The sequence below is a fragment of the Tsuneonella sp. HG249 genome (assembly GCF_053819205.1).
The window spans coordinates 1,181,007-1,203,279 of sequence record NZ_JBSOQY010000001.1 but is presented as its reverse complement, the minus strand read 5'-3'; the positions used below and the strand labels follow the sequence as shown (position 1 = coordinate 1,203,279).

Annotated in this window: 20 protein-coding genes and 1 tRNA gene; 14 read left to right on the top strand and 7 right to left on the bottom strand. The window is 66.1% G+C overall.

Translation table 11 applies throughout. From position 1 onward, the window contains the following. Positions 1-11: 11 nt before the first annotated feature. Both ACWPM1_RS06020 and ACWPM1_RS06015 read right to left on the bottom strand, forming a co-directional pair. Positions 12-440 (bottom strand): SET domain-containing protein, encoded by a 429-nt coding sequence (locus ACWPM1_RS06020; protein ID WP_455693930.1) that lies wholly within the window; start codon positions 438-440, stop codon positions 12-14. After that, on the bottom strand, positions 434-2,626 hold the full coding sequence (locus ACWPM1_RS06015; RefSeq protein WP_455693929.1) for a family 1 glycosylhydrolase: 2,193 nt from the start codon (positions 2,624-2,626) through the stop codon (positions 434-436). The genes ACWPM1_RS06020 and ACWPM1_RS06015 overlap by 7 nt, the downstream gene beginning before the upstream one ends. 149 nt (positions 2,627-2,775) lie before the next feature. On the opposite strand from ACWPM1_RS06015, the gene glf reads away from it, so the two are divergent. The 4 genes from glf (at position 2,776) to ACWPM1_RS05995 (ending at position 8,050) form a co-directional block, all read left to right on the top strand. Beyond that, positions 2,776-5,127, top strand: a complete 2,352-nt coding sequence (glf, locus tag ACWPM1_RS06010; protein WP_455693928.1) for a UDP-galactopyranose mutase — start codon at positions 2,776-2,778, stop codon at positions 5,125-5,127. 159 nt (positions 5,128-5,286) lie between these two features. Beyond that, entirely contained in the window at positions 5,287-6,078 is a 792-nt protein-coding gene (locus ACWPM1_RS06005; protein WP_455693927.1) for a universal stress protein, read from the top strand. A gap of 64 nt (positions 6,079-6,142) precedes the next feature. Further along, on the top strand, positions 6,143-7,396 hold the full coding sequence (locus ACWPM1_RS06000) for an MgtC/SapB family protein (protein WP_455693926.1): 1,254 nt from the start codon (positions 6,143-6,145) through the stop codon (positions 7,394-7,396). Between the two features lie 24 nt (positions 7,397-7,420). Beyond that, entirely contained in the window at positions 7,421-8,050 is a 630-nt protein-coding gene (locus ACWPM1_RS05995) for a response regulator transcription factor (protein WP_455693925.1), read from the top strand. Here the strand turns inward: ACWPM1_RS05995 and ACWPM1_RS05990 are convergent. Beyond that, the gene (locus tag ACWPM1_RS05990) at positions 8,047-8,403 is read right to left on the bottom strand and encodes a hypothetical protein (protein ID WP_455693924.1); all 357 of its coding nucleotides are present in this window, start codon (positions 8,401-8,403) and stop codon (positions 8,047-8,049) included. The two genes, ACWPM1_RS05995 and ACWPM1_RS05990, sit on opposite strands and share 4 nt — an antisense overlap. A gap of 274 nt (positions 8,404-8,677) precedes the next feature. On the opposite strand from ACWPM1_RS05990, the gene ACWPM1_RS05985 reads away from it, so the two are divergent. The 5 genes from ACWPM1_RS05985 to ACWPM1_RS05965 all read left to right on the top strand — a co-directional run bounded on the left by ACWPM1_RS05985 (position 8,678) and on the right by ACWPM1_RS05965 (position 12,802). Beyond that, entirely contained in the window at positions 8,678-10,516 is a 1,839-nt protein-coding gene (locus tag ACWPM1_RS05985; RefSeq protein ID WP_455693923.1) for a PAS domain-containing sensor histidine kinase, read from the top strand. Next, positions 10,513-11,130, top strand: coding sequence for a response regulator transcription factor (locus ACWPM1_RS05980; protein WP_455693922.1), 618 nt, complete (start codon positions 10,513-10,515; stop codon positions 11,128-11,130). Before ACWPM1_RS05985 ends, ACWPM1_RS05980 begins: the two co-directional genes overlap by 4 nt. 48 nt (positions 11,131-11,178) lie before the next feature. Continuing rightward, entirely contained in the window at positions 11,179-11,577 is a 399-nt protein-coding gene (locus ACWPM1_RS05975) for a response regulator (RefSeq protein ID WP_455693921.1), read from the top strand. 242 nt (positions 11,578-11,819) lie between these two features. Next, positions 11,820-12,272, top strand: coding sequence for an ion channel (locus ACWPM1_RS05970; protein ID WP_455693920.1), 453 nt, complete (start codon positions 11,820-11,822; stop codon positions 12,270-12,272). A gap of 140 nt (positions 12,273-12,412) precedes the next feature. Then, positions 12,413-12,802, top strand: a complete 390-nt coding sequence (locus tag ACWPM1_RS05965) for an STAS/SEC14 domain-containing protein (protein WP_455693919.1) — start codon at positions 12,413-12,415, stop codon at positions 12,800-12,802. Positions 12,803-12,849: 47 nt separating this feature from the next. Here the strand turns inward: ACWPM1_RS05965 and ACWPM1_RS05960 are convergent. Then, positions 12,850-12,940: transfer RNA gene (locus tag ACWPM1_RS05960), tRNA-Ser, on the bottom strand. Between the two features lie 80 nt (positions 12,941-13,020). Between ACWPM1_RS05960 and ACWPM1_RS05955 the strand changes: the two genes are divergently transcribed. Together ACWPM1_RS05955 and ACWPM1_RS05950 are read left to right on the top strand one after the other, a co-directional pair. Next, on the top strand, positions 13,021-13,422 hold the full coding sequence (locus tag ACWPM1_RS05955; RefSeq protein ID WP_455693918.1) for a metallopeptidase family protein: 402 nt from the start codon (positions 13,021-13,023) through the stop codon (positions 13,420-13,422). A gap of 38 nt (positions 13,423-13,460) precedes the next feature. Further along, positions 13,461-14,519 (top strand): peptidylprolyl isomerase, encoded by a 1,059-nt coding sequence (locus tag ACWPM1_RS05950; protein ID WP_455693917.1) that lies wholly within the window; start codon positions 13,461-13,463, stop codon positions 14,517-14,519. Positions 14,520-15,138: 619 nt separating this feature from the next. Here ACWPM1_RS05950 and ACWPM1_RS05945 read toward each other — a convergent pair. After that, positions 15,139-15,498 carry a VOC family protein gene (locus ACWPM1_RS05945; RefSeq protein ID WP_455693916.1) on the bottom strand — a complete coding sequence of 120 codons (360 nt, stop codon included), beginning with the start codon at positions 15,496-15,498 and terminating at the stop codon, positions 15,139-15,141. Between the two features lie 7 nt (positions 15,499-15,505). Then, positions 15,506-17,596 carry a RelA/SpoT family protein gene (locus ACWPM1_RS05940; RefSeq protein ID WP_455693915.1) on the bottom strand — a complete coding sequence of 697 codons (2,091 nt, stop codon included), beginning with the start codon at positions 17,594-17,596 and terminating at the stop codon, positions 15,506-15,508. Positions 17,597-17,725: 129 nt separating this feature from the next. On the opposite strand from ACWPM1_RS05940, the gene ACWPM1_RS05935 reads away from it, so the two are divergent. The 3 genes from ACWPM1_RS05935 to ACWPM1_RS05925 are packed head-to-tail and all read left to right on the top strand — an operon-like array spanning position 17,726 to position 20,285. Next, positions 17,726-19,171 (top strand): cytochrome ubiquinol oxidase subunit I, encoded by a 1,446-nt coding sequence (locus ACWPM1_RS05935; protein WP_455693914.1) that lies wholly within the window; start codon positions 17,726-17,728, stop codon positions 19,169-19,171. Next, positions 19,171-20,166, top strand: a complete 996-nt coding sequence (gene cydB / locus ACWPM1_RS05930; protein ID WP_455693913.1) for a cytochrome d ubiquinol oxidase subunit II — start codon at positions 19,171-19,173, stop codon at positions 20,164-20,166. The genes ACWPM1_RS05935 and cydB overlap by 1 nt, the downstream gene beginning before the upstream one ends. Continuing rightward, the gene (locus ACWPM1_RS05925; RefSeq protein ID WP_455693912.1) at positions 20,163-20,285 is read left to right on the top strand and encodes a DUF2474 family protein; all 123 of its coding nucleotides are present in this window, start codon (positions 20,163-20,165) and stop codon (positions 20,283-20,285) included. Before cydB ends, ACWPM1_RS05925 begins: the two co-directional genes overlap by 4 nt. Here the strand turns inward: ACWPM1_RS05925 and ACWPM1_RS05920 are convergent. Further along, complete coding sequence (locus ACWPM1_RS05920) at positions 20,272-22,179, bottom strand: M1 family metallopeptidase (protein ID WP_455693911.1); 1,908 nt, start codon at positions 22,177-22,179, stop codon at positions 20,272-20,274. The two genes, ACWPM1_RS05925 and ACWPM1_RS05920, sit on opposite strands and share 14 nt — an antisense overlap. Positions 22,180-22,273: the final 94 nt, after the last annotated feature.

Genomic DNA, 22,273 nt, shown 5'->3' with positions numbered 1-22,273 from the left:
ACGCCTCCGGTCTACACCGCGGCAGCCTGGCCGGCATGCGCTGTCGGTGCGCCCGCGAAGTGGCGCATTGTCTGGAGCGAGAAACCGGGATCAAATTCCGCATAGTCGCAGGTGATTTCCTCGCCGGGGGCGATGTCGTGGATCGCCCAGCCCTTTTCGGTGTCGGTAAAGTCCGTGTTCGGCTCGGGGCTGTGGTTCATGAAACGCCCGTTGTCGAATTCGATGACCGTAATGCCCGGGCGCGTCATGTGCGGGTAGCCATAGCGGTCGGCGAACGTCCGCTGGAGCGGATCGAGCGCCTCCAACTCCTCGTCGGTAATCAGGCGATCAAGCGATTCCTCGAGCACCCAGATGAGCGTGCCCGCAGGTATCGGTTCGGCGGCGAAGATCCCGACACCCTCGATCGCACTGGGTCCTACGTACGTCGGCACGACTAGCATACGGTCAATATCTCCTGTTCGTGGTCAGCGGGCTGGATGGCCGCCATGCCGGTCGCGAAACGATCGATCGCGGATTCGATCGGCGGCAGCAGCCGTCCACGATTGCTGGCGAGGGCCGAAAACCGGGGGCGCGGGGCAGCCCATCCGCAAGATGTGACGGAGACCGGGCGAACAAGGTCCGCCGGCAGCCCGGTCGCCTCGGCAAGCGACCGGGCGAACTCGCACCAGCTCACCTCTCCGCCGTTGGCGAGGTGCCACAGCCCCGTCTCGCCGTCGATCAACAGGTCGAGCACCGCCCGGCACAAGTCGGGTACGTATGTGGGCGAGACGATGGCGTCCTCCACCGCTTCGAACGGCCGACCCGCCAGAAGCGCGTTCGCGCAGGCCACCGCAAAATTGTATTGATCGTGCGGCTGGAAAAAGGCCGCGGTGCGGATCACGAGGTTGGCACCCGGCAAGGCAGCGATGCCTTCTTCCATCGCTGCCTTGCTGGCACCGTATGCGCCGAGCGGCTTCGGCGTATCGTCTTCGACATAGGGTCTCGAAGCGGACCCACAGAAGACGAGGTCGCTGGAAAAATTCACCGTTGGGATGCCTCGTTCGGAGCAAAGGCGGGCGAGCCGGACGGCACCGTCGGTGTTAACCGCGAAGCACGCGGCCGGCTCTGCTTCTGCATCGTCCACCCGCACCCAACCAGCGGCGTTGACGACCGCGCGCGGCGCAAGATCGTCGATCGAACGTGCGATCGAGCCGGTATCGAGCAGGTTCAGCCGGTCGCGGCCGACAAGCAGGTGGTCGAGATCGCGCTGGAGGCATTCGCGCGCGAGTGCCTGGCCCAGCGTGCCTGTCGAGCCGATGATCAGGACCGGGCCCGGTTGCCCCACAGGCGCTCCGCCGATTTCGCTGCGCGCGGCGGGTCGGCAGACCGCGGGATACGTCAGCCGCAAGGGCCTTTGCCACCAACCGGCCCCCGGAACGGAGATGGCCGATTTGGCGCGCACCGCTTGTGCCAGCGCGGTTTCCCGCGCGACACCCGATGACACATCGAACGCACCAGGCTCGTATGTGCCGGTTCGCGTCAGCAGAGTATCCCAACCCTGGCTGCCGAACAGCGACCAGGCGGTGACCGCCCGCATATCGACGCCGCGCGAAACCGCTTCCCGCGCGGCCGACCAAGCCTGGTCGAGCCAGCGGACCTGCTCCTCACGGGTGCAGCCGTTATGCACTTCGGTCAGGGCAATGGGACGCCGGTATCGGGCCCAGGCGTCGTCGATCGCGCGGCGCAGTCCGTTGGGCGGGGGTTCGAGCACGCGCACCGCCTCCACGTCGCTATAGCAGACCTCGCCGTTCCCTCCGTGATGCGCCGGGTCGTAAAGTTCGACGCGATGGTCGAGGAAGCGGTCGCTGGTGAGGTAGTGGTTGATGCCAATGATGTCGGGCGGACAAGGATCGTCGGCGATCGCGCGCAGTCTCTCCTCGAGGCCATGGCGGCGGAGCCGGCTCCACAAGGCATGCCCGGGTTGGACTTCGCCGCAAAGCAGGTCCCAAGTCATCCAGCGGCGCGTGTTCTCGAACTCAGCCTGGGACGCCAGCGGTCCGGTTGCGTACGTCCGGCCGAGGTCATCGGTCTGGATCAGCCGCGCCGACGGCTGGATTCGCCGGACCGCTTTCATCGACAGGCGGGTAGCATCGATCTGGTTCAGCAGAGCGGTCCAGAACATGCCCTCGTTGCGCAAGTGAGGGTACCAGTGGCCGTAAAGCGCCGAAAAGCGCGCCGTCGTCAGCGGTTCGTTGACCGGGGTCCAATCGCGGATCCATGGGTAGCGACCAACTACCCGCTTGGCGTGCTCAGCAAGTCCCGATGCAAAGTCGGGATCGATCAGCGAGGTGTAATGCGGCCCGCTGCCATGGTGGACGAGGCCGGCGATGACGCCCACTCCATGCCGGTGCAGCGCCGACAGGCCATGGTCGCTCCAGCGCCAGTCCGGTAGGCTTGCGCGGTCGGGCGACACTCTTTCCCAGAGGATGGGAAAGCGCACCGCCTGCAGGCCTAGCGAGGCGATGAGGTCGAAGTCACTGGCGCGGCCGTCGTGCCCGGTTTCGATCAGCTGGTCGCGGAATCCGTCGCCGATGCGGCAAACGGTGCACTCGGCGCCTCCCCATGCCTGAATAGGGAACGTCTGCACGGACTGCTCCCCCAGCAATGAGAGAGGCCGGGCCGCTAACATAGATTAAATATCTGATATTCTACCATAAATTGGCTAGCGATTGCTCACTCGGCGGGAACAATTCATCTGGCGTCAAGTTCCCAGAAAGCCACAGCAAGGGAACCCCAATGACAACGATCACCGGCGTTCGGCCAATGGAAAGCAGTTCGACTACCGAGCGCACGGAAGCCTGTACCGTCGTCTGTTTCAGCCATCTGCGTTGGGACTTCGTCTTCCAGCGCCCGCAGCACCTGATGAGCCGGCTCGCGCGCAGCAACAAGGTCATCTACTGGGAGGAACCCGTCTCCAGCGGTAGTGACCAGCCCCGCCTGGACACTACGGTCGATCCGGAAAACGGGGTGATCGTGGCCAAGCCCGCCCTGCCCGACGCACTGTCGGGCGAAGAGCGGGAGAAGGCATTAAAGGCATTACTGGACGCCCTTATCGCAGATCGTAGCGGGTCGCTGGTGGCTTGGTACTACACGCCGATGATGCTGCCGTTCTCCCGTCACCTTGCCGCGAACTGCGTGGTCTACGACTGCATGGACGAGCTCGCGAACTTCCGCTTCGCGCCGCCGGAGCTTCTGCCGCTCGAGGCTGCCCTGCTTCAGCGCGCGGACCTCGTGTTCACCGGTGGTTACAGCCTCTACGAGGCGAAACGCGATCGTCACCCCCGGGTGTTTCCCTTCCCCTCGAGCGTCGAGCGCGATCATTTCGCGGCGGCGCGCGAAACTCTCCCCGCTCCTGCCGACCAGGCCGATCTGCCCCGGCCTCGCCTAGGGTTCTATGGCGTGATCGACGAGCGCATGGACTTCGACCTATTGGCCGCTGCCGCCGATGCGCATCCGGAATGGTCGCTGATCATGGTCGGTCCCGTGGTGAAAGTGGAGGAGGCCGACCTGCCACGTCGGCCCAACATCCACTACCTCGGCAACAAGGACTACCGCGAGCTTCCTGCCTATCTGCACGGATGGGACGTCGCACTCATGCCCTTCGCGGTGAACGAAGCCACCCGATTCATCAGTCCGACCAAGACCCCCGAATATCTCGCCGCCGGCAAGCCGGTGGTGTCGACCCCGATCACCGACGTGGTTCGTCACTACGGAGAGCTCAAGGGCGTTGCGATCGCCGACGATGCGGCCAGCTTCATCGAGGGATGCGAACGGGCCCTAGTTCTGGATGCCACCGACGGCGACTGGCTCGCCGAGGCCGACCGCGTGCTCGCGACGATGAACTGGGACACCACTTTCTCATCGATGTGGTCGCTCGTCCGGGAGCGCATCGAGCGCGGCCGTCCCGCCGTATCCGCGGTTTCCCCCGATGGCGCCAAGCGCGCCGGCAGCGACTACGATGTTATGGTGGTCGGCGCCGGATTCGCGGGCTCCGTCATGGCGGAGCGCCTCGCCTCGCAGGCGGGCAAGCGCGTGCTGGTGGTCGATCGCCGCCCGCATGTCGGCGGCAATGCCTACGACCGGCTCGATGACGCGGGCATCCTGATGCATCAGTACGGCCCGCATATCTTCCACACTAACAGCGCCGAGATCGTCGACTATCTTTCGCGCTTCACCGAATGGCGGCCCTACGAGCATCGGGTACTTGCCGACGTGCGCGGCCAACTCGTCCCGATTCCGATTAACCGCACCACGGTCAACTTGCTCTACGGCCTCGACTTGCGTTCGGAGGCGGAAGTGGCCGAGTTTCTAGCCAGCCGCGCCGAGCCAGTGGAGACCATCGCGACCTCCGAAGACGTCGTGGTCGCCGCGGTGGGTCGCGAACTCTACGAAACATTTTTCCGCGGCTATACCCGCAAGCAGTGGGGGCTCGATCCCTCCGAGCTCGACAAGAGCGTCACCGCGCGGGTGCCGACCCGCACCTCCGACGACGACCGCTATTTCGGCGACCGTTTCCAGATGATGCCGGCCGACGGGTACACCGCCATGTTCGAGCGCATGCTCGATCATCCCAACATCGACGTCTTGCTGGGCAGCGATTACCGCGACATTCGCGATACTTATTCGCACGACCATCTGGTGTTCACCGGGCCGGTCGACGAGTTCTTCGATTACCGCTTCGGCAAGCTGCCCTACCGTTCGCTGCGCTTCGAGCACGAAACGCTCGACCAGGAATGGTTCCAGCAGGTGGCGACCGTCAACTACCCCGACGAGGCCGTCCCCTACACTCGCATCAGCGAGTACAAGCACCTCACCGGGCAGAGCCACCCGCGCACCAGCATCACGCGTGAATACCCCAGTGCCGAAGGCGACCCCTACTACCCGGTCCCGCGGCCCGAGAACCAGGCGCTGTTCAAGCGCTACGAGGCATTGGCACGCGCGCAGAACGACGTGACGTTCGTCGGCCGGCTCGCCACCTACCGTTACTACAACATGGACCAGATCGTCGGCCAGGCGCTCGCGACATTCCGGCGCTGGCAGGAAGCCGAAGCCGCGGCCCAACCGGAACTCGTCGCCACGGCCGCCTAGCCGTTTAACTGAAGCCCGATTTTACAGGCGCGTTCCATCACGGGGCGCGCCTGTTCTGGCGTGTCAAAGGCACACCCACGCCCTATCCGTACATTTGCGGATGCCCCCGATTGCCGCGCCGGCTCAATGTCGCCTGCAGAGTACATCGGAGGAGCCACGATGAAGAACATCCTTGTGCTGGTCCACGCTGACGAGGGACAAGAAGCCCGGCTGCAATGCGCGCTCGACGTGGCGCGGGGCGTCGACGGCCACCTCACTTGCCTCGATGTCGTGGTGCCGCCCGTCATCGTGAGCGACTTCGTCGATGCCTACGCGCAGACAGTCCTCATCGAGGACGCTGTCGATGCCGAGCAGGCCAACCGCTCCAGTCTCGAGCCGCGTCTCAAGGTCGAAGGGGTACCCTACACATGGATCGGCGCCATGGGCTACATTCCCGACTGTATCGTCGAGCAGGCAGGCCTTAATGACCTCATCGTCGTCGGCTCGCACGCGAACAAGGGAGGCGCCGGGAGGGGCGACCTTGCCGGACGGATCGTGCGGCAGGTCGGGCGACCCATCCTTGCGGTACCCCACGAAATCAGGAGGCTCGACCTCAACGGGACGGCGCTCGTGGCATGGGACGGTTCGGACCCCGCGGCCGCCGCGCTCCGAGCAGCGGTCCCGCTACTCCGGATGGCCAAGGAAGTATTCATCGCGACTGTAGGACCCACGCGCTGCGATCCCACTGAGGCCGCCGAATACTGCGCGCGTAACGATATTCCCGCCGAGATCCTCGCGACCCCCGGCATCGGATCACCCAGCGAGATGTTGCTCGATCGGGCCGCGGTCCTCGGGGCAAGCTACATAGTGATGGGCGCTTACGGACATTCCCCGCTCCGCGAGGCGGTCTTCGGAGGGGTTACCCGCGACATGCTCGAGCATTCGCCGCTCCCCCTCCTCATCGCTTCGTGAGAGGCAGCGTCCGGCGCCCACACGCATCCGGGCGCCGGGCCTGCTTGGAAGGTAACCGCCATCCATGACGCTTGACCGCCTGGCCGGGCTGGCCCTGGCGTTGGCAATCGGCCTGCTCATCGGTGCCGAGCGCGGATGGCGCATGCGCGACGAGGAGCCCGGCGGGCGGGTCGCCGGTATTCGCACCTTTGCGCTGGTCGGCCTATTGGGGGGTTCGACGGGGTTGCAGGCCAGCTCTGCCACTTTCTCATTGTTCGCCCTGCTGTGCGCCGGGGCAGTCCTGGCACTCGTGGTGGGCTACGCGGCCGACATCCGGCGCGACAACAATGTCAGCGCCACATCCGCCATTGCGGCGGTGTTGACGCTCGGCTGGGGGGCGGCGGCGGGCTCGGGCCAGATGGCCCTGGCATCGGTCGGCGCTGGCGCGACGATGTTGCTCCTTGGCTCGCGCAACATTCTTCACGGCACGATCGGCCGAACCAGCGAGGACGACGTGAAGGCCCTGCTCCGACTGGTGCTCGTAGTGCTGGTCGTCCTTCCGCTTCTGCCGGACGCCAACTTCGGACCAATGGGCGCGCTCAATCCGCGGCGACTTTGGATGGTGGTAGTGATTACGGGGGCGATCTCGTTCCTGGGCTACGCATTGGCCCGGGCGCTGGGCAACCGGCGAAGCATCCTGGCGGTGGCCGGCGCCGGCGCGCTGGTCTCTTCCACCGCGGTCACAGCCGACTGCGGACGGCGGCTTCGCGCAGGCGAAACAGACCGCGCGCTCCACGCGGCCGTTCCGCTGGCGTCGGCGGTGATGCTCGCGCGCTCGCTCGTTCTCGTCGGGCTGCTCGCGCCGACGGCGCTGGGCGCGGTCAGCGGCGCAATCGCGCCTGCCCTCGTCGTCTCAATCCTCTGCGCGGGCTTCCTGCTGCGAACCCGTGCAAAGGACAACGCGGGCCGAGACGCGGAACATCCGAGTCCGCCGGGTTTGGGACTCGCCTTCCTGTTCGCGCTCAGCGTCGCCGGGCTGGCGATGGCGACGGCCTGGGTGGGGCACCGCTATGGCGACCGGAACGCCGCGCTCGTCATCGCGACCGGCGGGACCGTCGACATCGATGCGGCCATCGCCGCAGTTGGCGCGCTGCCACCAGGAACCCTGACGCCGAGGATCGCGGCGCTTGCCCTCGCCGCGCCCACCTTGTTCAACACGCTTTTCAAGCTGGCCGTCCTCGTAACCGTTGGCGGCTGGCGCAACGCACGAGCCGGAGCCACCGCGTTGGCGATAATCTCACTTGTGTTAATGTCATCCATCGCCATTCTGTTGCTGTGATTGCCGTCTGCAGGGGAGCAGGACATGGCCGGCGCGCAGCGGCTGGTGCATCTGGTGGATGACGACGAGGGTGTCCGGCACTCCGTGAGCTTCATGCTCCGCACCTCGAGCTTTACAGTGACCACATACTCGTCTGGGGTGAACCTGCTGGCGACCGGGGATCTGGCAGTCGGTTGCATCCTGCTCGACATCCGGATGCCCGACATGGACGGACTGGAAGTTCAGGCGGAGCTGAAGCGTCGCGGTAGCCTCTTGCCGGTGGTCATCATGACCGGCCATGGCGAGGTGGGCCTGGCAGTGCAGGCGATGAAAGCCGGCGCCGTCGACTTCATCGAGAAACCGTTCGAAAAGGCGCAGCTGGTCGAAGCGCTCGACGAAGGCTTCGCCCGGCTGGAACGCGCGGCGACCGCGCAGGCCCGGACCGATGCGGCCGAAGCGAAGCTCCAGGTCCTCACTCCCCGGGAGCGCGAGGTGCTGGAAGGCCTGGCGCGCGGCTTCCCCAACAAGACCATCGCCTACGACCTCGGCATCAGCGCGCGAACCGTCGAAGTTCACCGCGCCAACGTCATGACCAAGCTCGGGGTCCCCAGCCTGTCGGAAGCGCTGCGAATCGCCTTTGCGGCGCGCCTCGGGGCCGCAGCGGCGGAGGGCTAGGTAAGCGGCTCGGCCGAGGCGACCCGGAAAGGCAGGCTGGTTCCGTCCGCCGCGGTAATGGTTACGTAACCGCCGGCGTGCAGCGGGTGGGTCTCGAGGTGAAACACCCCTTCATCGTCATCCTCGCCCAGCGCGTAGGATATTGCCCAACCGTTCGCCGTTCGGATCAAGTATCCCTGCAGGTCGCGCTCGTCGGGCCAGAACCGGAAAGCGGTCGCGCGGCCGCGCTCCGCCATGAACGCAGTCTCGTCGATCAGGCCGTCCCGCCGGACCGGCGCATGGAGCTGATACCCATGATCCGCCGAGCCGTCCGGAAAGTCGGGGGTGCGAGCCAGCTCCAGTCGTATCCTCATCCAGGCCATGATGCGATCATGGACGCACGCGCGCGGCGATCGAATACGGATTTTCCACAATAGGGCGGCCGGCCGGCTCTGGCCCAAGGCATCGGACCGACAGGAAAACGGCTTCGAGGCTCGCGAGGTCCTAGCCGACCTCGGCCCGTCGATCGAGCGGGCCAAGCCGTAGTCCTGTGGCAGTCGTAAACCGCCCTGGCTGCCCCTAGGGTGGACATGCGGTCCACTTGTTATCGCTCGCGCTTTCGCGACGCTCCGTTAAAGCCCTATCCGGATGGCCCGACCGTTAGCCAAACCGACCTGGTCCACTCCTGTCGCGAAGTATTTCTTCGCGGTTGGTGTGGTCGGCGCATTCTATCTGCTTGGAATTGCGCTCGAACCAGTTCTTGGGGGACGCGGATCCTTTCTCATCTTCGTGCTGCCCGTTTTCTTCGTCGTGCTGGTGCTCGGGCGCGGGCCCGGCTTAGCCGCAGGCGGTCTTTCGCTGATCGCAGCCCTGAATATCGCCTTCAAGGCCGGCGAACCAGCACTGCCCACCTTTGCTCAAGGAAGCATCTTCCTGCTGGTTTGCGCCGGTCTTGGCTGGCTCGAATCCGCCATGCGAACGCAGCGCGCGATGGCGGGGACAGCAACCAGCCAGCTTGACCTCCTGCTCGAAAGCGCGATCGGATATGCCGTCCTTACGGTCGACAACGGTGGTTACATCACCACCTGGAGCGGCGGCGCCAAAGACCTCCTCGGATGGTCGGGCGATGAGGTGATCGGGCAGCACTGCGCGATGTTCCTCTCGGGACCAGAGACCCACCGGGAAGCCATGGCCCGGCTCGAAGAAGCGCGAACCGCCGGTAGGTTCTCAGGCGAGACTTGGCAGGTCCGTGCCGACGGCTCGGAATTCCTGGCCGAAGTGACAGTGGCGCCATTACCCGACCATGCGCGCGGCGGCGGAGGATTCGCGAAGATCATCCACGACGTGACCGGGCATCGCGCCGAGCAGCGTGCCCTCCAGCGGCGTGAAGAGCTCTTGCGGTCGATCCTCGCGACCGTCCCCGACGCGATGGTCGTGATCGATCACCGCGGCGCGATTCTTTCGTTCAGCAACGCGGCGGAGCGTTTGTTCGGCTGCAGCGAGGCCGAGGTGACGGGACAAAACGTCAGCATGCTCATGCCTTCACCGGACCGCGAGATGCACGACAATTACCTTGCCCGCTATCTCGAAAGCGGCGTTCCGCGGATCATCGGCATCGGCCGCATCGTCACCGGACGCAGAGCCGACGGCACGACGTTCCCGATGGCGTTGTCAGTGGGGGAGGCCAAGTCCAGTGAGGAGCGTCTCTTCACCGGATTCATCCAGGACCTGACCGAACGCCGCGATTTCGAGGCCCGCTTGGAACAGCTCCAGTCCGAGCTGATCCACGTGGCTCGCCTGAGCGCCATGGGGACCCTGGCATCCACCCTGGCGCATGAGCTCAACCAGCCGCTCACCGCCATTGCCAACTACGGCGAAGCGGCCTCGGCAATGCTCGAGGGGGAGGACCCGCCCGACAAGGACATGCTGCGCGAGGTCGTAGGCGAGATCGCCGGCCAGTCGCTTCGCGCCGGCGGCATCGTCCGCCGCCTGCGCCAGTTCGTCGCCAAGGGCGACTTGCCGAAGTCGGTCGAGGATTTGCCGAAGATCATCGAAGAGGCAAGCGCGCTGGCGCTGGTCGGCGTGCGCGAACGGGGCGTGGAAACCTACTTCAACTATGCTCCGGATGCCTCGCCCGTCCTCATCGACCGGGTTCAGATCCAACAGGTCATGCTCAACCTGATACGCAACGCGCTGGAAGCGATGAACGACACGCCTCGCAAGCAGTTGAGCGTCTCCACTACGCTGCTCGACCGCAACACGGTGGAAGTCATCGTCGCCGATACGGGCCCCGGAATAGAGCCGCATGTCCGCGAGAAGCTGTTCGAAGCGTTCAACTCCACGAAGGACGACGGGATGGGCCTCGGCCTGTCTATCTGCCGCACGATCGTCGAGGCGCATGGCGGACGTATCAAGGCTGTCGACCGGGCGGATGGCGGCACCGAGTTCCGCTTCACGTTGATGCATGCCGAAGGCGCCGCGCGATGATCCCACGCCCCGTCTATGTGGTCGATGACGAGGAGCCGATCCGCCGATCGATGGACATGCTGCTCAGAACCATGAAGCTCGCACCGGACCTGTTCTCCGGCGGGGAGGCATTCCTCGAGTGCGCAAGCTCGCTTGCCCCCGGCTGCGTGCTGCTCGATCTGCGGATGCCGGACATGGACGGGCTCGAGGTCCAGCGGCATCTCACTGGAGCGGCCTCGCCCCACTCGCTGATCGTGATGAGCGGGCACGGCGACATCGATGCGGTGCTGACCGCGATGGAGCAGGGAGCGATCGCCTTCCTCGAAAAGCCGTTCTCGCGCACCGCGCTCGAACAATTGCTGCAGATCGGGTTCCTGCGCCTGGAGGATCCCGGCGCGTACCGAAGTCACTTGCAATCGGCCGCCTCGGCGGTCGCAGCGCTTGCCGAAGCCGACCGCGAGGTGCTCGATCTGATCGTGCGCGGCAATGATCTGCATATGATCGCCGAGCATACCCGCCTGCCGCATGCCGCCGTGGAAATCGCTCGCTCGCGGATTTTCGCGCAGCTTGGCGCGACCTCGCTGGTCGATGCGCTCCGAGTGGCTTTCCTGGCCCGACGCGCGGCGATACTTTAGGACAATTGCGTAGAGGAATCGCGCGCCGCATGACTTAGCAGCGCCCGAATGACGGCATCCATATTGGCCACCCCTCGGCCGCCGACGAAGAAGCGCTGGATACTTGTGGTCGAGGATGACGATGCGGTGCGTCGCAGCCTTCAGCTACTGCTCACAGCGAGGGGGCACGAGGTCCGAGCCTATTCTTCTCCCGAGGGACTTGCTCAGGATCCGGCCGCGCTGCGATGCGATCTGCTGATCGCGGACCTGATCGTACCGCCGACCAATACCATCGCCCTGCTGGGCGACCTGCGCAGCATCGGCTGGGGCGGACAAGCGGTCCTCGTCAGCGGTTTCCTCGACGATTACTGGCGCAAGCGCGCCGCGGCAGCCGGCTTCGACGTCGTGCTCGCCAAACCCGTCAGCCAGACGGTGATGGTGCAGACCGTGGAGCGGCTTCTCCACTAGGTTCTACGGGTATTTGCGCATGTCGGTGGCCCCAATCGCGCCGCACTCACATTGGCGCCGGCGACTCGCGACCCAACCCGCCCCCAAACGGTTCGCCTGCTCCGAACATTTCGCCGGGAGGTTGTCATGAAGACGGACAAGCAATTGCATGACGATGCGCTCGCCGAGCTCTCGGGTGTCACGGGCGTATCGAACGTGGGCCGAGGCGCCGACGCGACCCGGCATCGCGGACGTTCTCGACCATGACCCTCCTGCACCAGATCCTCCTGGCCGCCTCGATTGTGGCGGCAATAGTCGTGCTGGACCTCATCGGGCTGGCGATCCTGCTCGCGATCCTTCGCCGGCATCGCCCGGCGTCCACCAAGGTCCTGGCGATCGTCCTCGACGGCGCGGCGATCCTGTTCGCGGCGTTCGGGCTGTTCGCGCTCCACTCGCTCGAGATCTGGCTATGGGCGGGAATCTATTACTGGCTCGACCTGTTCGCCCAGTTCGAGCCATCGCTGTACTTCTCCACCTCGACCTATGTGACCATCGGCTACGGTGATGTGGTCCTTCCCGAAGGCAGCCGCATCCTGGGGTCGATCGAGGGCGCCAGCGGGATCATCCTCATTGGCTGGTCCACCGCATTCTTCTTCTTGATCGTGGACCGCCTCAAACTGCTCGAGCGCGGGCTCGAACGCGAGTTGGACCGATAGAAGCGCACTCCGGACATTTGCGTAGAGCGAGGCTAGGCGTCTGGTGCCACCTGCGCAAGGCCTCGCCTGCAGCACTCCCGCTGTCGCGCGGCCCCCGGCGCAGAGCGTCATTCTAAGCCGGCAAGAGGAAGGATGATACCATGATCGAGTTCATCGAGGCTCCCGACAACGCCATCGCACTGACGGTTTCCGGCACGATCAGCGACCGCGATCTCGACCAGATATTGGACCGGCTCGAAAGCGTGATGGCGCATTCGGTCACCGTGGACGTGTTCGTGGAAACGCGGCAGATTTCGGGCCTGCAGCTATCGGCGGTGCCGTCCTACTCCGCCGGCGCGTTCCCGTTGTTCGGCAAGCTCAAGGCCTTCCGCCGCGTCGCCGTCGTTGCCAACCAAGCCTGGATCAGAGCCGGCACCCGGATCGAGAGCGCCCTGTTACCATTCATCTCCTATCGCGTGTTCGAGCCCAACCAGCGTCAGGAAGCGCTCGACTGGATCCTTCACGGCGAAAAGCAGACGGCCTCGGCATAGTCTGCCGTACGCGCGATGCCGGTCACGCAGCGGGGATGATCGAAAGGTGGCGGAGCGGGAGGGATTCGAACCCTCGATACGCTTGTGACGTATACTCACTTTCCAGGCGAGCGCCTTCGACCACTCGGCCACCGCTCCGCATGCACTGGACAGGGGCCGCGCCCTAGCTGCCCTGCCACACGCTGACAAGCGCCCCGCCGCTTCCTACATCGCGCCGGATGACGAGAACTTTCGGGCCGCCGCCCTCCGCCGCCGAATTCGAAGCCATCGCGCTGCGCGCGCTGGAGACGCTGCCGGAGGCGTTCGCGGGGCGGATCGGGGACGTCGTCCTCAGCATCGAGGAGTTCGCCGACGACGAGACGCTCGCCGAGATGGGCATCGAGGACCCGTTCGAATTGAGCGGACTGTTCGAAGGGATCGCGCTCACCGAGCAATCGATCGAGCAGAGCGGGCAAATGCCCAACCGGGTCCGCCTGTTCCGCCAGCCGCTGCTCGACGAGTGGGTGGCCGAGGGCGAAGAGCTGGAACACCTCATCGCGCACGTGGTGATCCACGAGATCGGCCATCACTTCGGGCTGAGCGACGCCGACATGCACGCGCTGGAGGATGCCGCCGACTGAGGCTTGCGCTGGCCGCGCCACGTGGCACAAACCGGCGCATGAAAATCAAGCTCTTGCTCGCCGCCGCGCTGATGGCGGCGCCCGCCCTCGCCCAAAGCGATACTCCGGCCGCCGAGGCCGCCGCACTCTCCCCCGGCGAGATCGTCGCCGCCGCTTCCGCGAGCGAGTGGGTGACGATCGCGCCCGACGATCTGCTGGTGATGGACCTCGCCCCCGGCGCGGCGGCGCGGCCGCGCCGGGTGGTGATCCAACTCGTCCCCGCGCCCTTCAGCGAGCCGTGGGTCGCCAACATCCGCACGCTGGCCGAGGCGCATTGGTGGGACGGGCTGGCGATCGTTCGTGCGCAGGACAACTACGTCGTCCAGTGGGGGGATCCGGATGGTGAGGATGCGGCGAAGGCCCGCGCCCTTCCGGCCACCCTGCGCCCAACCGGCGAAGCGGAATACGCGGTACGGGGTCAAGCTTCCGGTGAGCCGCTGACCAAGCTTTCGAAGGCGAATAGGGAGCGCTTGATCGCGCTGACCCGGCTCAAGATGCTGGACGCGCAAAAATGGCGCGACCCTTACGCGGAAGCAGTCGCTTTCGTCCGCGGCTTCCCGGTTGCCGCAGAAATGAAAGTAGCAGCCACCGCTCCGCCGTCGGCCATGCAGGGGATAGCCTCAGTTCACGAATACATCCAACAAATCTGGCCCGTCCATTGCTACGGCACCGTTGGAGTCGGCCGCAACCTTTCGCCCGACGCCGGCTCGGGCGCCGAGCTCTACACCGTGATCGGCCACGCGCCGCGGCATCTCGACCGCAATATCGCGGTGGTCGGCCGGGTGATCGAGGGGATCGAGCATCTCTCCACCCTCCCCCGCGGGACCGGGGAACTGGGGTTCTACAAGACACCTGAGGAGCGCACCCCGATCGCCGTGATCAGGCTGGGCAGCGAGGTGCAGGACGTGCCCCCGTTCCAGTACCTTTCGACCGAGAGCGAGACGTTTGCCCGCTATGCCGAGGCGCGCGCCAACCGGCGCGATGCGTTCTTCATCGTCCCCGCCGGTGGCGCGGACGTGTGCAACATCACCGTGCCGGTGCGGCGCGCGCCGGGTTGAGGGGCTCGGCGAAATGAGCCGCATTTTGGCGAAATCACTTGACTTCACGAACCATATCGGTTATATGCCCCGCCGTTCGCTCCGGCCCTCACCGGTGCGCAGCCACTGAGGATCGGGAGGCGCGCAGCTGGCGCATCCCTCTTTCGCCGGTTGGGGCACGGTCCCACCCGGCGGCGCGGCCGGAGCGAGAGGCGCGGGCGTCCAGGTCGGGGGCATTGAAACCCCTTCGGGCCGCAGGACATCCCCCATCCCGCCCGGAAGCGGCAGGCAGGCACTTGAGTTAGCTCGCGGGGTTCGACAGGCCCGCGCGGACCGCGGCGGGGGCTCGACGCTTCAGGCGAACCCTCCCCGTCGCACCGGCCGCCATCGCCGCCATGAGCTTGAGCTGGGTTCAGGATCGGAGAAGACGCCTCACGCGCCCGCTTCACCGCGGACACGCGGGGCGCCCGCCGCTCGATCCGCGCCGATCCAGGCACCCCCGCCGAGCGTTCGACGGAACGCTCGGCACTGCCCCCGGGAGCTACGCCGCGCGCCTCGCGCGGGGACGGCTCCGGCCGCGCGATCCTTGATTTTTCCAGGCGTTACGCCGGGCTCGCCGCCGGCGGGAGCGATGCGTCCGCTAGAGCCGCTGCATCAGCTCGATGCGGTTGCCGAACGGGTCGCGGATATCGCCGCGATCGTATCCCTCGAGCGGCTTGCCTGCCGCGAACGAGACGCCGTGCTCCGCCAGCTTCGCCCGCACCCTGCCGAGGTCACCCACCAGCAGCGCCGGATGGGCCTTTGCGGCCGGATGGAACGGCTCCTCGACGCCGAGGTGCAGCTCGACCCCCGGACCGTAGAACCAGCAGCCGCCTCGCGCGGCGAGATGGGCTGGCTTCTCCCGCTCGGCGAGCCCCAGCACGCCGCGGTAGAACGCGCGCGCCGCGCCCTCCCCGCCGGTCGGCATCGCCAGTTGGACGTGGTCCAGCCCGACGATCATTGCCGAGTCACAGGCGCTCGGCCTGCGCCACCGCGTCGCTGGCACGAAGGGCGCTCAGAATGCGGGTAAGATGCGCCACGTCGGCAACTTCCAGTTCGGCCTCGTAGGTCGAGAACGGATGGTCCTTCTGCACCTGCGACAATCCCACCACATTGGCGTGGTTCTGCGCGAAGATGCCGGCCATCTCGGCCAGCGTGCCTGGCCGGTCGTAGAGGATCACCCGCAGCAGCCCGACCGCGCCGTGGCTGCGCTTGCCCCAGTTGAGGTCGATCCAGTCGGCATCGATTCCGCTGGCGAGCTCGAGGCAGTCGATCGTGTGCACCTCGACCGGCGCATCGGGCTTGCGCAGGCCGACGATGCGGTCGCCGGGAACCGGGTGGCAGCAGTCGGCAAGGTCGAACCCCACGCCAGGGGTGAGACCGCGGATCGAGATCGACTTGTCCTGCCGGGGCGGGTCCTCGACATTGTCGAGCTCCGCCGTACTACCCGGAACCAGCGCCTCCATCACCGCGCTGTCGCCGAGCTTGTTAGCGCCGATCGAGTACATCAGCTCGTCCTCGTCATCCAGCTCGAGCCGCTTCACCGCTTCGCGGATAGCCTTCTTGCCGATCTTGGCGGGCACGCGCAGCGCGATCTCGTCGAACAGCTTGCGGCCGAGCGCGGCGATCTCCTCGCGCTCTTTCAGCCGCACCGAGCGGCGGATCGAGGCCCGCGCCTTGCCGGTGTTGACGAAGCCGAGCCAGCTCATCTGCGGGGCGGCGTTCTTGCCCTTGATGATCTCGACCACGTCGCCGTTGTTGAGCGTGGTGCGCAGCGGCATGTGCCGCCCGTTGATTTTCGCGCCGACGGTCTGCGCGCCGAGATCGGTGTGCACCGCGAAGGCGAAATCGACCGGGGTCGCGCCTTTCGGTAGCTGGAACAGCGAACCCTTCGGGGTGAAGGCGAAGATGCGATCCTGGTAGATCGCCATTCGCGTATGCTCGAGCAACTCCTCGGCATCGTGGCTGGCGTCGACGATCTCGATCAGGTCGCGCAGCCAGCCGACCTGGCCATCGGGCCGATCGCCCTGCTTGTAGGCCCAGTGCGCGGCGAGCCCGAACTCGTTGGTCCGGTGCATGTTGCGGGTGCGTATCTGCACCTCGACCCGCATCGAGTTCTCGTAGATCAGCGCAGTGTGCAAGCTGCGGTAGCCGTTGGTCTTCGGCGTCGAGATGTAGTCCTTGAACCGGCCCGGGATGGACTGCCACGTGGTGTGGAGGACGCCGAGCGCGCGGTAACAGTCGGCGTCGCTCTCGGCGATCACCCGGAACGCCATAATGTCGGTCACCTGCTCGAAGCTGACGTGCCGCTCGGCCATCTTGCGCCAGATCGAGAACGGGTGCTTCTCGCGCCCCGAGACTTCGACCTTGAGCCCGGCTTCGGCGAGCGCCTGCTTGACCGCCAGCGCGATGGCATCGACCTGTCCCCCGTCGGCGCTGCGGATCTGCGCGAGACGGCCGGTGATGGTGGCGTATGCTTCGGGCTCGATTTGCTCGAACGCGAGCATCTGCATCTCGCGCATGTACTCGTACATACCCACCCGCTCGGCGAGCGGGGCGTAGATATCCATCGTCTCGCGGGCGATGCGCTGGCGCTTCTCCGGGCTCTTGATGAAGTGCAGCGTGCGCATGTTGTGCAGTCGGTCGCCGAGCTTGACGAGAAGCACGCGGATGTCCTCGCTCATCGCGAGGAGGAATTTGCGCAGGTTCTCCGCCGCCCGCTCGTTCTCGGGCATCGCCTCGATCTTGCTGAGCTTGGTCACCCCGTCGACGAGCCGGGCGACATCCTCGCCGAACAGCTCCTCGACTTCCTCGATCGTGGCGAGGGTGTCCTCCACCGTGTCGTGGAGCAGCGCGGTGATGATCGTTTCCTGGTCGAGCTTGAGGTCGGTCATCAGGCCCGCGACCTCGACCGGGTGGCTGAAATAAGGGTCGCCGCTCGCACGCTTCTGCGTGCCGTGCTTCTGCACGGTGTAAACATAGGCGCGGTTGAGCAGCGCCTCGTCGGCGTCCGGGTCGTACTCCTTGACCCGCTCTACAAGCTCGTACTGGCGCAGCATCTTGACGTCGATAGTGGGGAAGGCCCGCGAACCCGCAAGCTTTTTCAGCTTGGTGCGGTGTGAGAAACGCAACTCATGTTGCCCAAAGCCCGATTGAACTGACTTGGGCCGCAGCGCATACCCTCGGCGATGCCGGACCTCGATGCCCTGCTTCTCGCCAGGATCCAGTTCGCCTTCACGGTGAGCTTCCACTTCATTTTTCCGGCTTTCTCGATCGGGCTCGCAAGCTACCTGATGGTGCTCGAGGGCCTGTGGCTGAAGACCGGCGAACAGCGGTTTCTCGACCTGTTCAAGTTTTGGCTGAAGATCTTTGCGGTCGCTTTCGCCATGGGCGTCGTCAGCGGAATCGTGATGTCATACCAGTTCGGTACCAACTGGTCGGTATTCAGCGACCGGGCCGGGCCGGTGATCGGCCCGCTGATGGCATACGAGGTGCTGACCGCGTTCTTCCTCGAAGCGGGATTCCTCGGAGTCATGCTGTTCGGGATGGAGAAGGTCGGCAAGCGGCTGCACTTCGCCGCCACCTGCATGGTCGCGCTCGGCACATTCGTCAGCGCATTCTGGATCCTCAGCGTCAATTCCTGGATGCACACGCCGACCGGATACGAGATCGCGGCCAACGGCCAGTTCCTCCCGGGGCCGAGCTGGTGGGCGATCGTGTTCAATCCGAGTTTCCCCTATCGGCTGGCCCACACCGTCACTGCCGCCTACCTGACGACGGCGTTCGTGGTGGGCGGGGTCGGCGCCTGGCACCTGCTCAAAAATCGTACCGAGCCCCACGCGCGGACGATGTTCTCGATGGCCATGTGGATGGCCGCGCTGGTCGCTCCGGCCCAGATCGTGCTCGGCGATCTCCACGGGCTCAACACGCTCGAGCACCAGCCGGCCAAGGTCATGGCGATGGAAGGACACTTCCAAAGCCACCCGGAGGGCGCGCCGTTGGCGCTGTTCGGCATCCCCGATAGCGAGGCGGAGGAACTGCGCTACGCTATCGAAATTCCCAAGGCCTCGAGCTTGATCCTCAAGCATGACCTCGACGCGCCGCTGGCGGGGCTCGACACCATTGCCCGCGAGGACCGGCCGCCGGTCGGCCCCGTGTTCTGGGCGTTCCGGGTGATGGTCGGGATCGGCCTCGCGATGCTGGCGATCGGCCTGTGGAGCCTCATCGCCCGCTGGCGCGGCAGGTTGTACGATTGGCGCTGGCTGCACCGCGCCGCGCTGGTGATGGGGCCCTCTGGATTCGTCGCGGTGATCGCCGGCTGGATCGTCACCGAAGTCGGCCGCCAGCCGTGGACCATATACGGCCTCATGCGCACCGCCGACAGCGCCAGCCCGCTCGACGCGCCGGTGGTCGCCGCTTCGCTGACCGCGTTCGTGGTGGTCTATACCGCGGTGTTCGGGGTCGGCGTGTGGTACATCCTGCGGCTGATGGCGGCTGGTGTACATACCGGCGAGCATGGGCCGGACCGCGGCGAGAAAGCGCCGATCCGGACTGCCGGCATTACGCCGGGCCCAACGCAGAATCCGGTCGGCGAGGAAGAGCTGCCCGACGGCAAGGCGGAGGCTGAAAGCTGATGGACCTCACCGTCGTCTGGGCCTTCATCATCGCCTTCGCGGTGTTCGCCTACGTGGTGATGGACGGATTCGATCTGGGTATCGGCATCCTGTTTCCCACCGTCCGCGTCGGCCACGGCCGCAACCGCGCGATGAACTCGATCGCGCCGGTGTGGGACGGCAACGAAACCTGGCTGGTGCTCGGCGGCGGGGGGCTGCTCGCCGCGTTCCCGCTCGCCTATGCGGTGATCCTGCCGGCGACCTATCCGCTGATCATCGCCATGCTGCTGGGCCTCGTGTTCCGCGGGGTGGCATTCGAGTTCCGCTGGCGCGACGCTCGCCACCAGCCGCTGTGGGACCTGGCGTTCTTCGGCGGCTCGGTAGTCGCGGCGATGTCGCAAGGGATGATCCTCGGCGCGCTGCTCCAGGGGATCGAAGTCGAGAACCGCGCCTATGCCGGGAGCTGGTGGGACTGGCTGACACCCTACACCCTGCTCACCGGCCTCGGCACAGTGGCCGGCTATGCACTGCTCGGCGCCTGCTGGATGATCTGGAAGCTCGAGGGCGGAGTGCAGGCGCACGCGCGGCGGCTGGCGGCGTGGGCCGGAGCAGCGACGTTGCTGCTCATGGCGGCGGTCAGCGCCTACAACCTCGTGCTGCTCGACCAGTACCGCGAGCGTTGGCTGTCGATGCCCAACCTGTTGTTCGCCAGCCAGGTGCCGCTGCTCACCGCGATCGTCGCGTTCGCGCTGTTCCATGCGTTGCGCAAAAAGTGGGAGCTCGCGCCCTTCCTCCTGTCGCTCGGGCTGTTCCTGCTCGGGATGGCGGGTCTCGGGGTGACGATGTGGCCCTACGTCGTGCCGGCCGACATCACCATCTGGGACGCTGCCGCACCCCATCGCAGCCAGGCGTTCATGCTGGTCGGGGTGGCGATCACGCTGCCGCTGATCCTCGCTTACACCGGCTGGGCCTATTGGGTGTTCCGCGGCAAGGTAGGGGCCGAGGGGTATCATTGAGCGACACTGCCCAGCCTCTTTGGAAGCGGCTCGCGTGGATGGTGGGGATTTGGCTCGCCAGCGTCACCGTGCTGGGCCTCGTGGCGCTGACGATCCGCTGGTGGCTCAATCCTTCTTGAGCACGATCTTGTCGACATTGCCGCGGGTCATGGAATGGTACCCCGGTCGCGTGCTGGCGTAGATGCGTGTGGCAAGCGCCTGCCCCCATGCCCCTTCGCCCATCAAAGTCTCGAACAGCGGCGCAACGAACTTGTTGCGGCCCACGCGGGTGAGGAATTCCTCCGCCAGCGGCACCGCTGGTTCGTAGCGGTTGGCGAGCGCAAGCTTGAGCCACAGGAACAGCACTTCGTTGTTGCCGGTGGTCGATAGGCCGAGTGCCTGATCAAGCTCGGCGAGCTGCGCGGAGCTGCGGTCGCCGGGCACTTTGGCAAGGAAGCGCTGCCGCTCGGCCGAAGTCCACCGGCTCCAGTTCGATGGCAGCGGCCCGCCGGCGGCATACGCCGCCGCGGCGGCGTCGATCTCGGCAAACGCCGCCGGGTCCGGCCGCACGGCATTGTCCGGCACGCCCGGCTGATAGATCCAGCGATCGAGCTGTAGCCGCTGGGCCAGCGCCGCATCGCCCTTTACCAGGTTGGTGTTGAGATCCGCGAGGAGCATCGCGCTGGTCGCCGGCTCGAACGCGTGATTGTCGAACCACTGGCGCAGCCACGCGTCGAAGCGCTCGCGCCCGGCGATCGTCTCCACCGTGCGGAAGAATACCGCGCCCTTGTCGTAGATGATCCCCGAATGGCCCGCATCCGGCCCGGCGACGCTGTCGGGCAAGTGCAACGCCGTCTCGAGGTCGGCCGTCCCCTCTTCGGCGAACACGGCTTCCATGTCGGCATAGCTCAGCGCCGCTTCCTGCCGCGCCCGCTTGGTCCCGTATAGCGCCTCGATGATGCGGTTCTCGAAGTAGCTCGTGGTGCCTTCGTTGAGCCAGCTATCGGCCCAATTGGCATTGGTGACGAGGTTGCCCGACCACGAATGCGCCAGCTCATGCGCGACGAGGCCGTTGAGGCTGCGGTCGCCGGCAATGAACGTCGGGGTGAGGAAGGTAAGCGTGGGGTTTTCCATCCCGCCGTAGGGGAACGCGGGCGGCAGCACGATCATGTCGTACCGGCCCCAGCGATAGGGACCGTAGAGCGCCTCGGCGGCGTCGATCATCCGCTCGGTGTCCGCCGTTTCATTGGCAGCCGCCGCCAGCGTGGCCGGCTCTGCCCAGGCCCCGGAGCGCGGGCCGAGGGACTGGAAGGCGATGTCGCCCGCGGCGATCGCGATCAGGTAGGGCGCCACTGGCTTGTCCATCGCGTAGGTAAAGGCACGGCGGTCGCCGAGGTCCTCGGTATCGCCCACCTTGAGTCCGGACATCACCACCGTCAGCGGCTTGGGCGCGGTCACCCGCGCGCGCCAGGTTTGGCGGATGCCGGGGCTGTCCTGCGTCGGAATCCAGCTGCGGTTGAGGATCGGTTGGCCTTGGCTGAACAGGAACGGATGCGTCTTGCCCGCGGTCTGTTCCGGCGCGAGCCATTGGAGCGCTTCGGCTCCCGGCGCGGCCGTGTACTGGATCGTGATCCTTCGGCGCTCCGAACCCGGGCCTATCTTGACGATCAGCGGCCCGCCCTTGCCTTCCACGCCCTTGCCGATCGCGAACGGCAGCTCGCCCCCGCCTGCATCGGTGACACGGGAAATACCGAGGCCGTTGCTGTCGAGCACGAGCTCGGTCGCGCCTGCCGCGGCCATGACATCGAGCGTCGCCGTGCCGCCCACCGCCTTCGCGGCGAAGTCGAGCGCGATGTCGAGGTCGAGGTGCGTCACCCGCGCGATCTCGGGGCGGGCGTAAGTCGCGCTGTCGCGCGCGTCGGCGGTCGTCAGGACAGGAGCGATCATCGCGGGACGATCGAGGCCGGGCCTCTCGGCGGTAGTGCAGGCTGCGGTGGCGAGGAGAACGGAGAGCAAGGTGACGGTGCGGCGCATGGAACTCTTTCGAAAGAAACTGGCAGCAGGCCAACGAACGAGGCCTTGCGAACGCTCCCGATAGCCACCCGGCGCTTGGCAGCAACCTGAATGG

Bases quoted from the DNA above. Each gene is read 5' to 3' on its own strand.
- ACWPM1_RS06005 (WP_455693927.1), top strand. From the start codon at position 5,287: ATGAAGAACATCCTTGTGCTGGTCCACGCTGACGAGGGACAAGAAGCC.
- ACWPM1_RS06020 (WP_455693930.1), bottom strand. From the start codon at position 440: ATGCTAGTCGTGCCGACGTACGTAGGACCCAGTGCGATCGAGGGTGTC.
- ACWPM1_RS05945 (WP_455693916.1), bottom strand. From the start codon at position 15,498: ATGATCGTCGGGCTGGACCACGTCCAACTGGCGATGCCGACCGGCGGG.
- ACWPM1_RS05935 (WP_455693914.1), top strand. From the start codon at position 17,726: ATGCCGGACCTCGATGCCCTGCTTCTCGCCAGGATCCAGTTCGCCTTC.
- ACWPM1_RS05975 (WP_455693921.1), top strand. From the start codon at position 11,179: ATGACGGCATCCATATTGGCCACCCCTCGGCCGCCGACGAAGAAGCGC.
- ACWPM1_RS05965 (WP_455693919.1), top strand. From the start codon at position 12,413: ATGATCGAGTTCATCGAGGCTCCCGACAACGCCATCGCACTGACGGTT.
- ACWPM1_RS05990 (WP_455693924.1), bottom strand. From the start codon at position 8,403: ATGAGGATACGACTGGAGCTGGCTCGCACCCCCGACTTTCCGGACGGC.
- ACWPM1_RS05940 (WP_455693915.1), bottom strand. From the start codon at position 17,596: ATGCTGCGCCAGTACGAGCTTGTAGAGCGGGTCAAGGAGTACGACCCG.
- ACWPM1_RS05980 (WP_455693922.1), top strand. From the start codon at position 10,513: ATGATCCCACGCCCCGTCTATGTGGTCGATGACGAGGAGCCGATCCGC.
- glf (WP_455693928.1), top strand. From the start codon at position 2,776: ATGACAACGATCACCGGCGTTCGGCCAATGGAAAGCAGTTCGACTACC.
- ACWPM1_RS05950 (WP_455693917.1), top strand. From the start codon at position 13,461: ATGAAAATCAAGCTCTTGCTCGCCGCCGCGCTGATGGCGGCGCCCGCC.
- cydB (WP_455693913.1), top strand. From the start codon at position 19,171: ATGGACCTCACCGTCGTCTGGGCCTTCATCATCGCCTTCGCGGTGTTC.
- ACWPM1_RS05970 (WP_455693920.1), top strand. From the start codon at position 11,820: ATGACCCTCCTGCACCAGATCCTCCTGGCCGCCTCGATTGTGGCGGCA.
- ACWPM1_RS05985 (WP_455693923.1), top strand. From the start codon at position 8,678: ATGGCCCGACCGTTAGCCAAACCGACCTGGTCCACTCCTGTCGCGAAG.
- ACWPM1_RS05955 (WP_455693918.1), top strand. From the start codon at position 13,021: ATGACGAGAACTTTCGGGCCGCCGCCCTCCGCCGCCGAATTCGAAGCC.
- ACWPM1_RS05920 (WP_455693911.1), bottom strand. From the start codon at position 22,179: ATGCGCCGCACCGTCACCTTGCTCTCCGTTCTCCTCGCCACCGCAGCC.
- ACWPM1_RS06000 (WP_455693926.1), top strand. From the start codon at position 6,143: ATGACGCTTGACCGCCTGGCCGGGCTGGCCCTGGCGTTGGCAATCGGC.
- ACWPM1_RS05995 (WP_455693925.1), top strand. From the start codon at position 7,421: ATGGCCGGCGCGCAGCGGCTGGTGCATCTGGTGGATGACGACGAGGGT.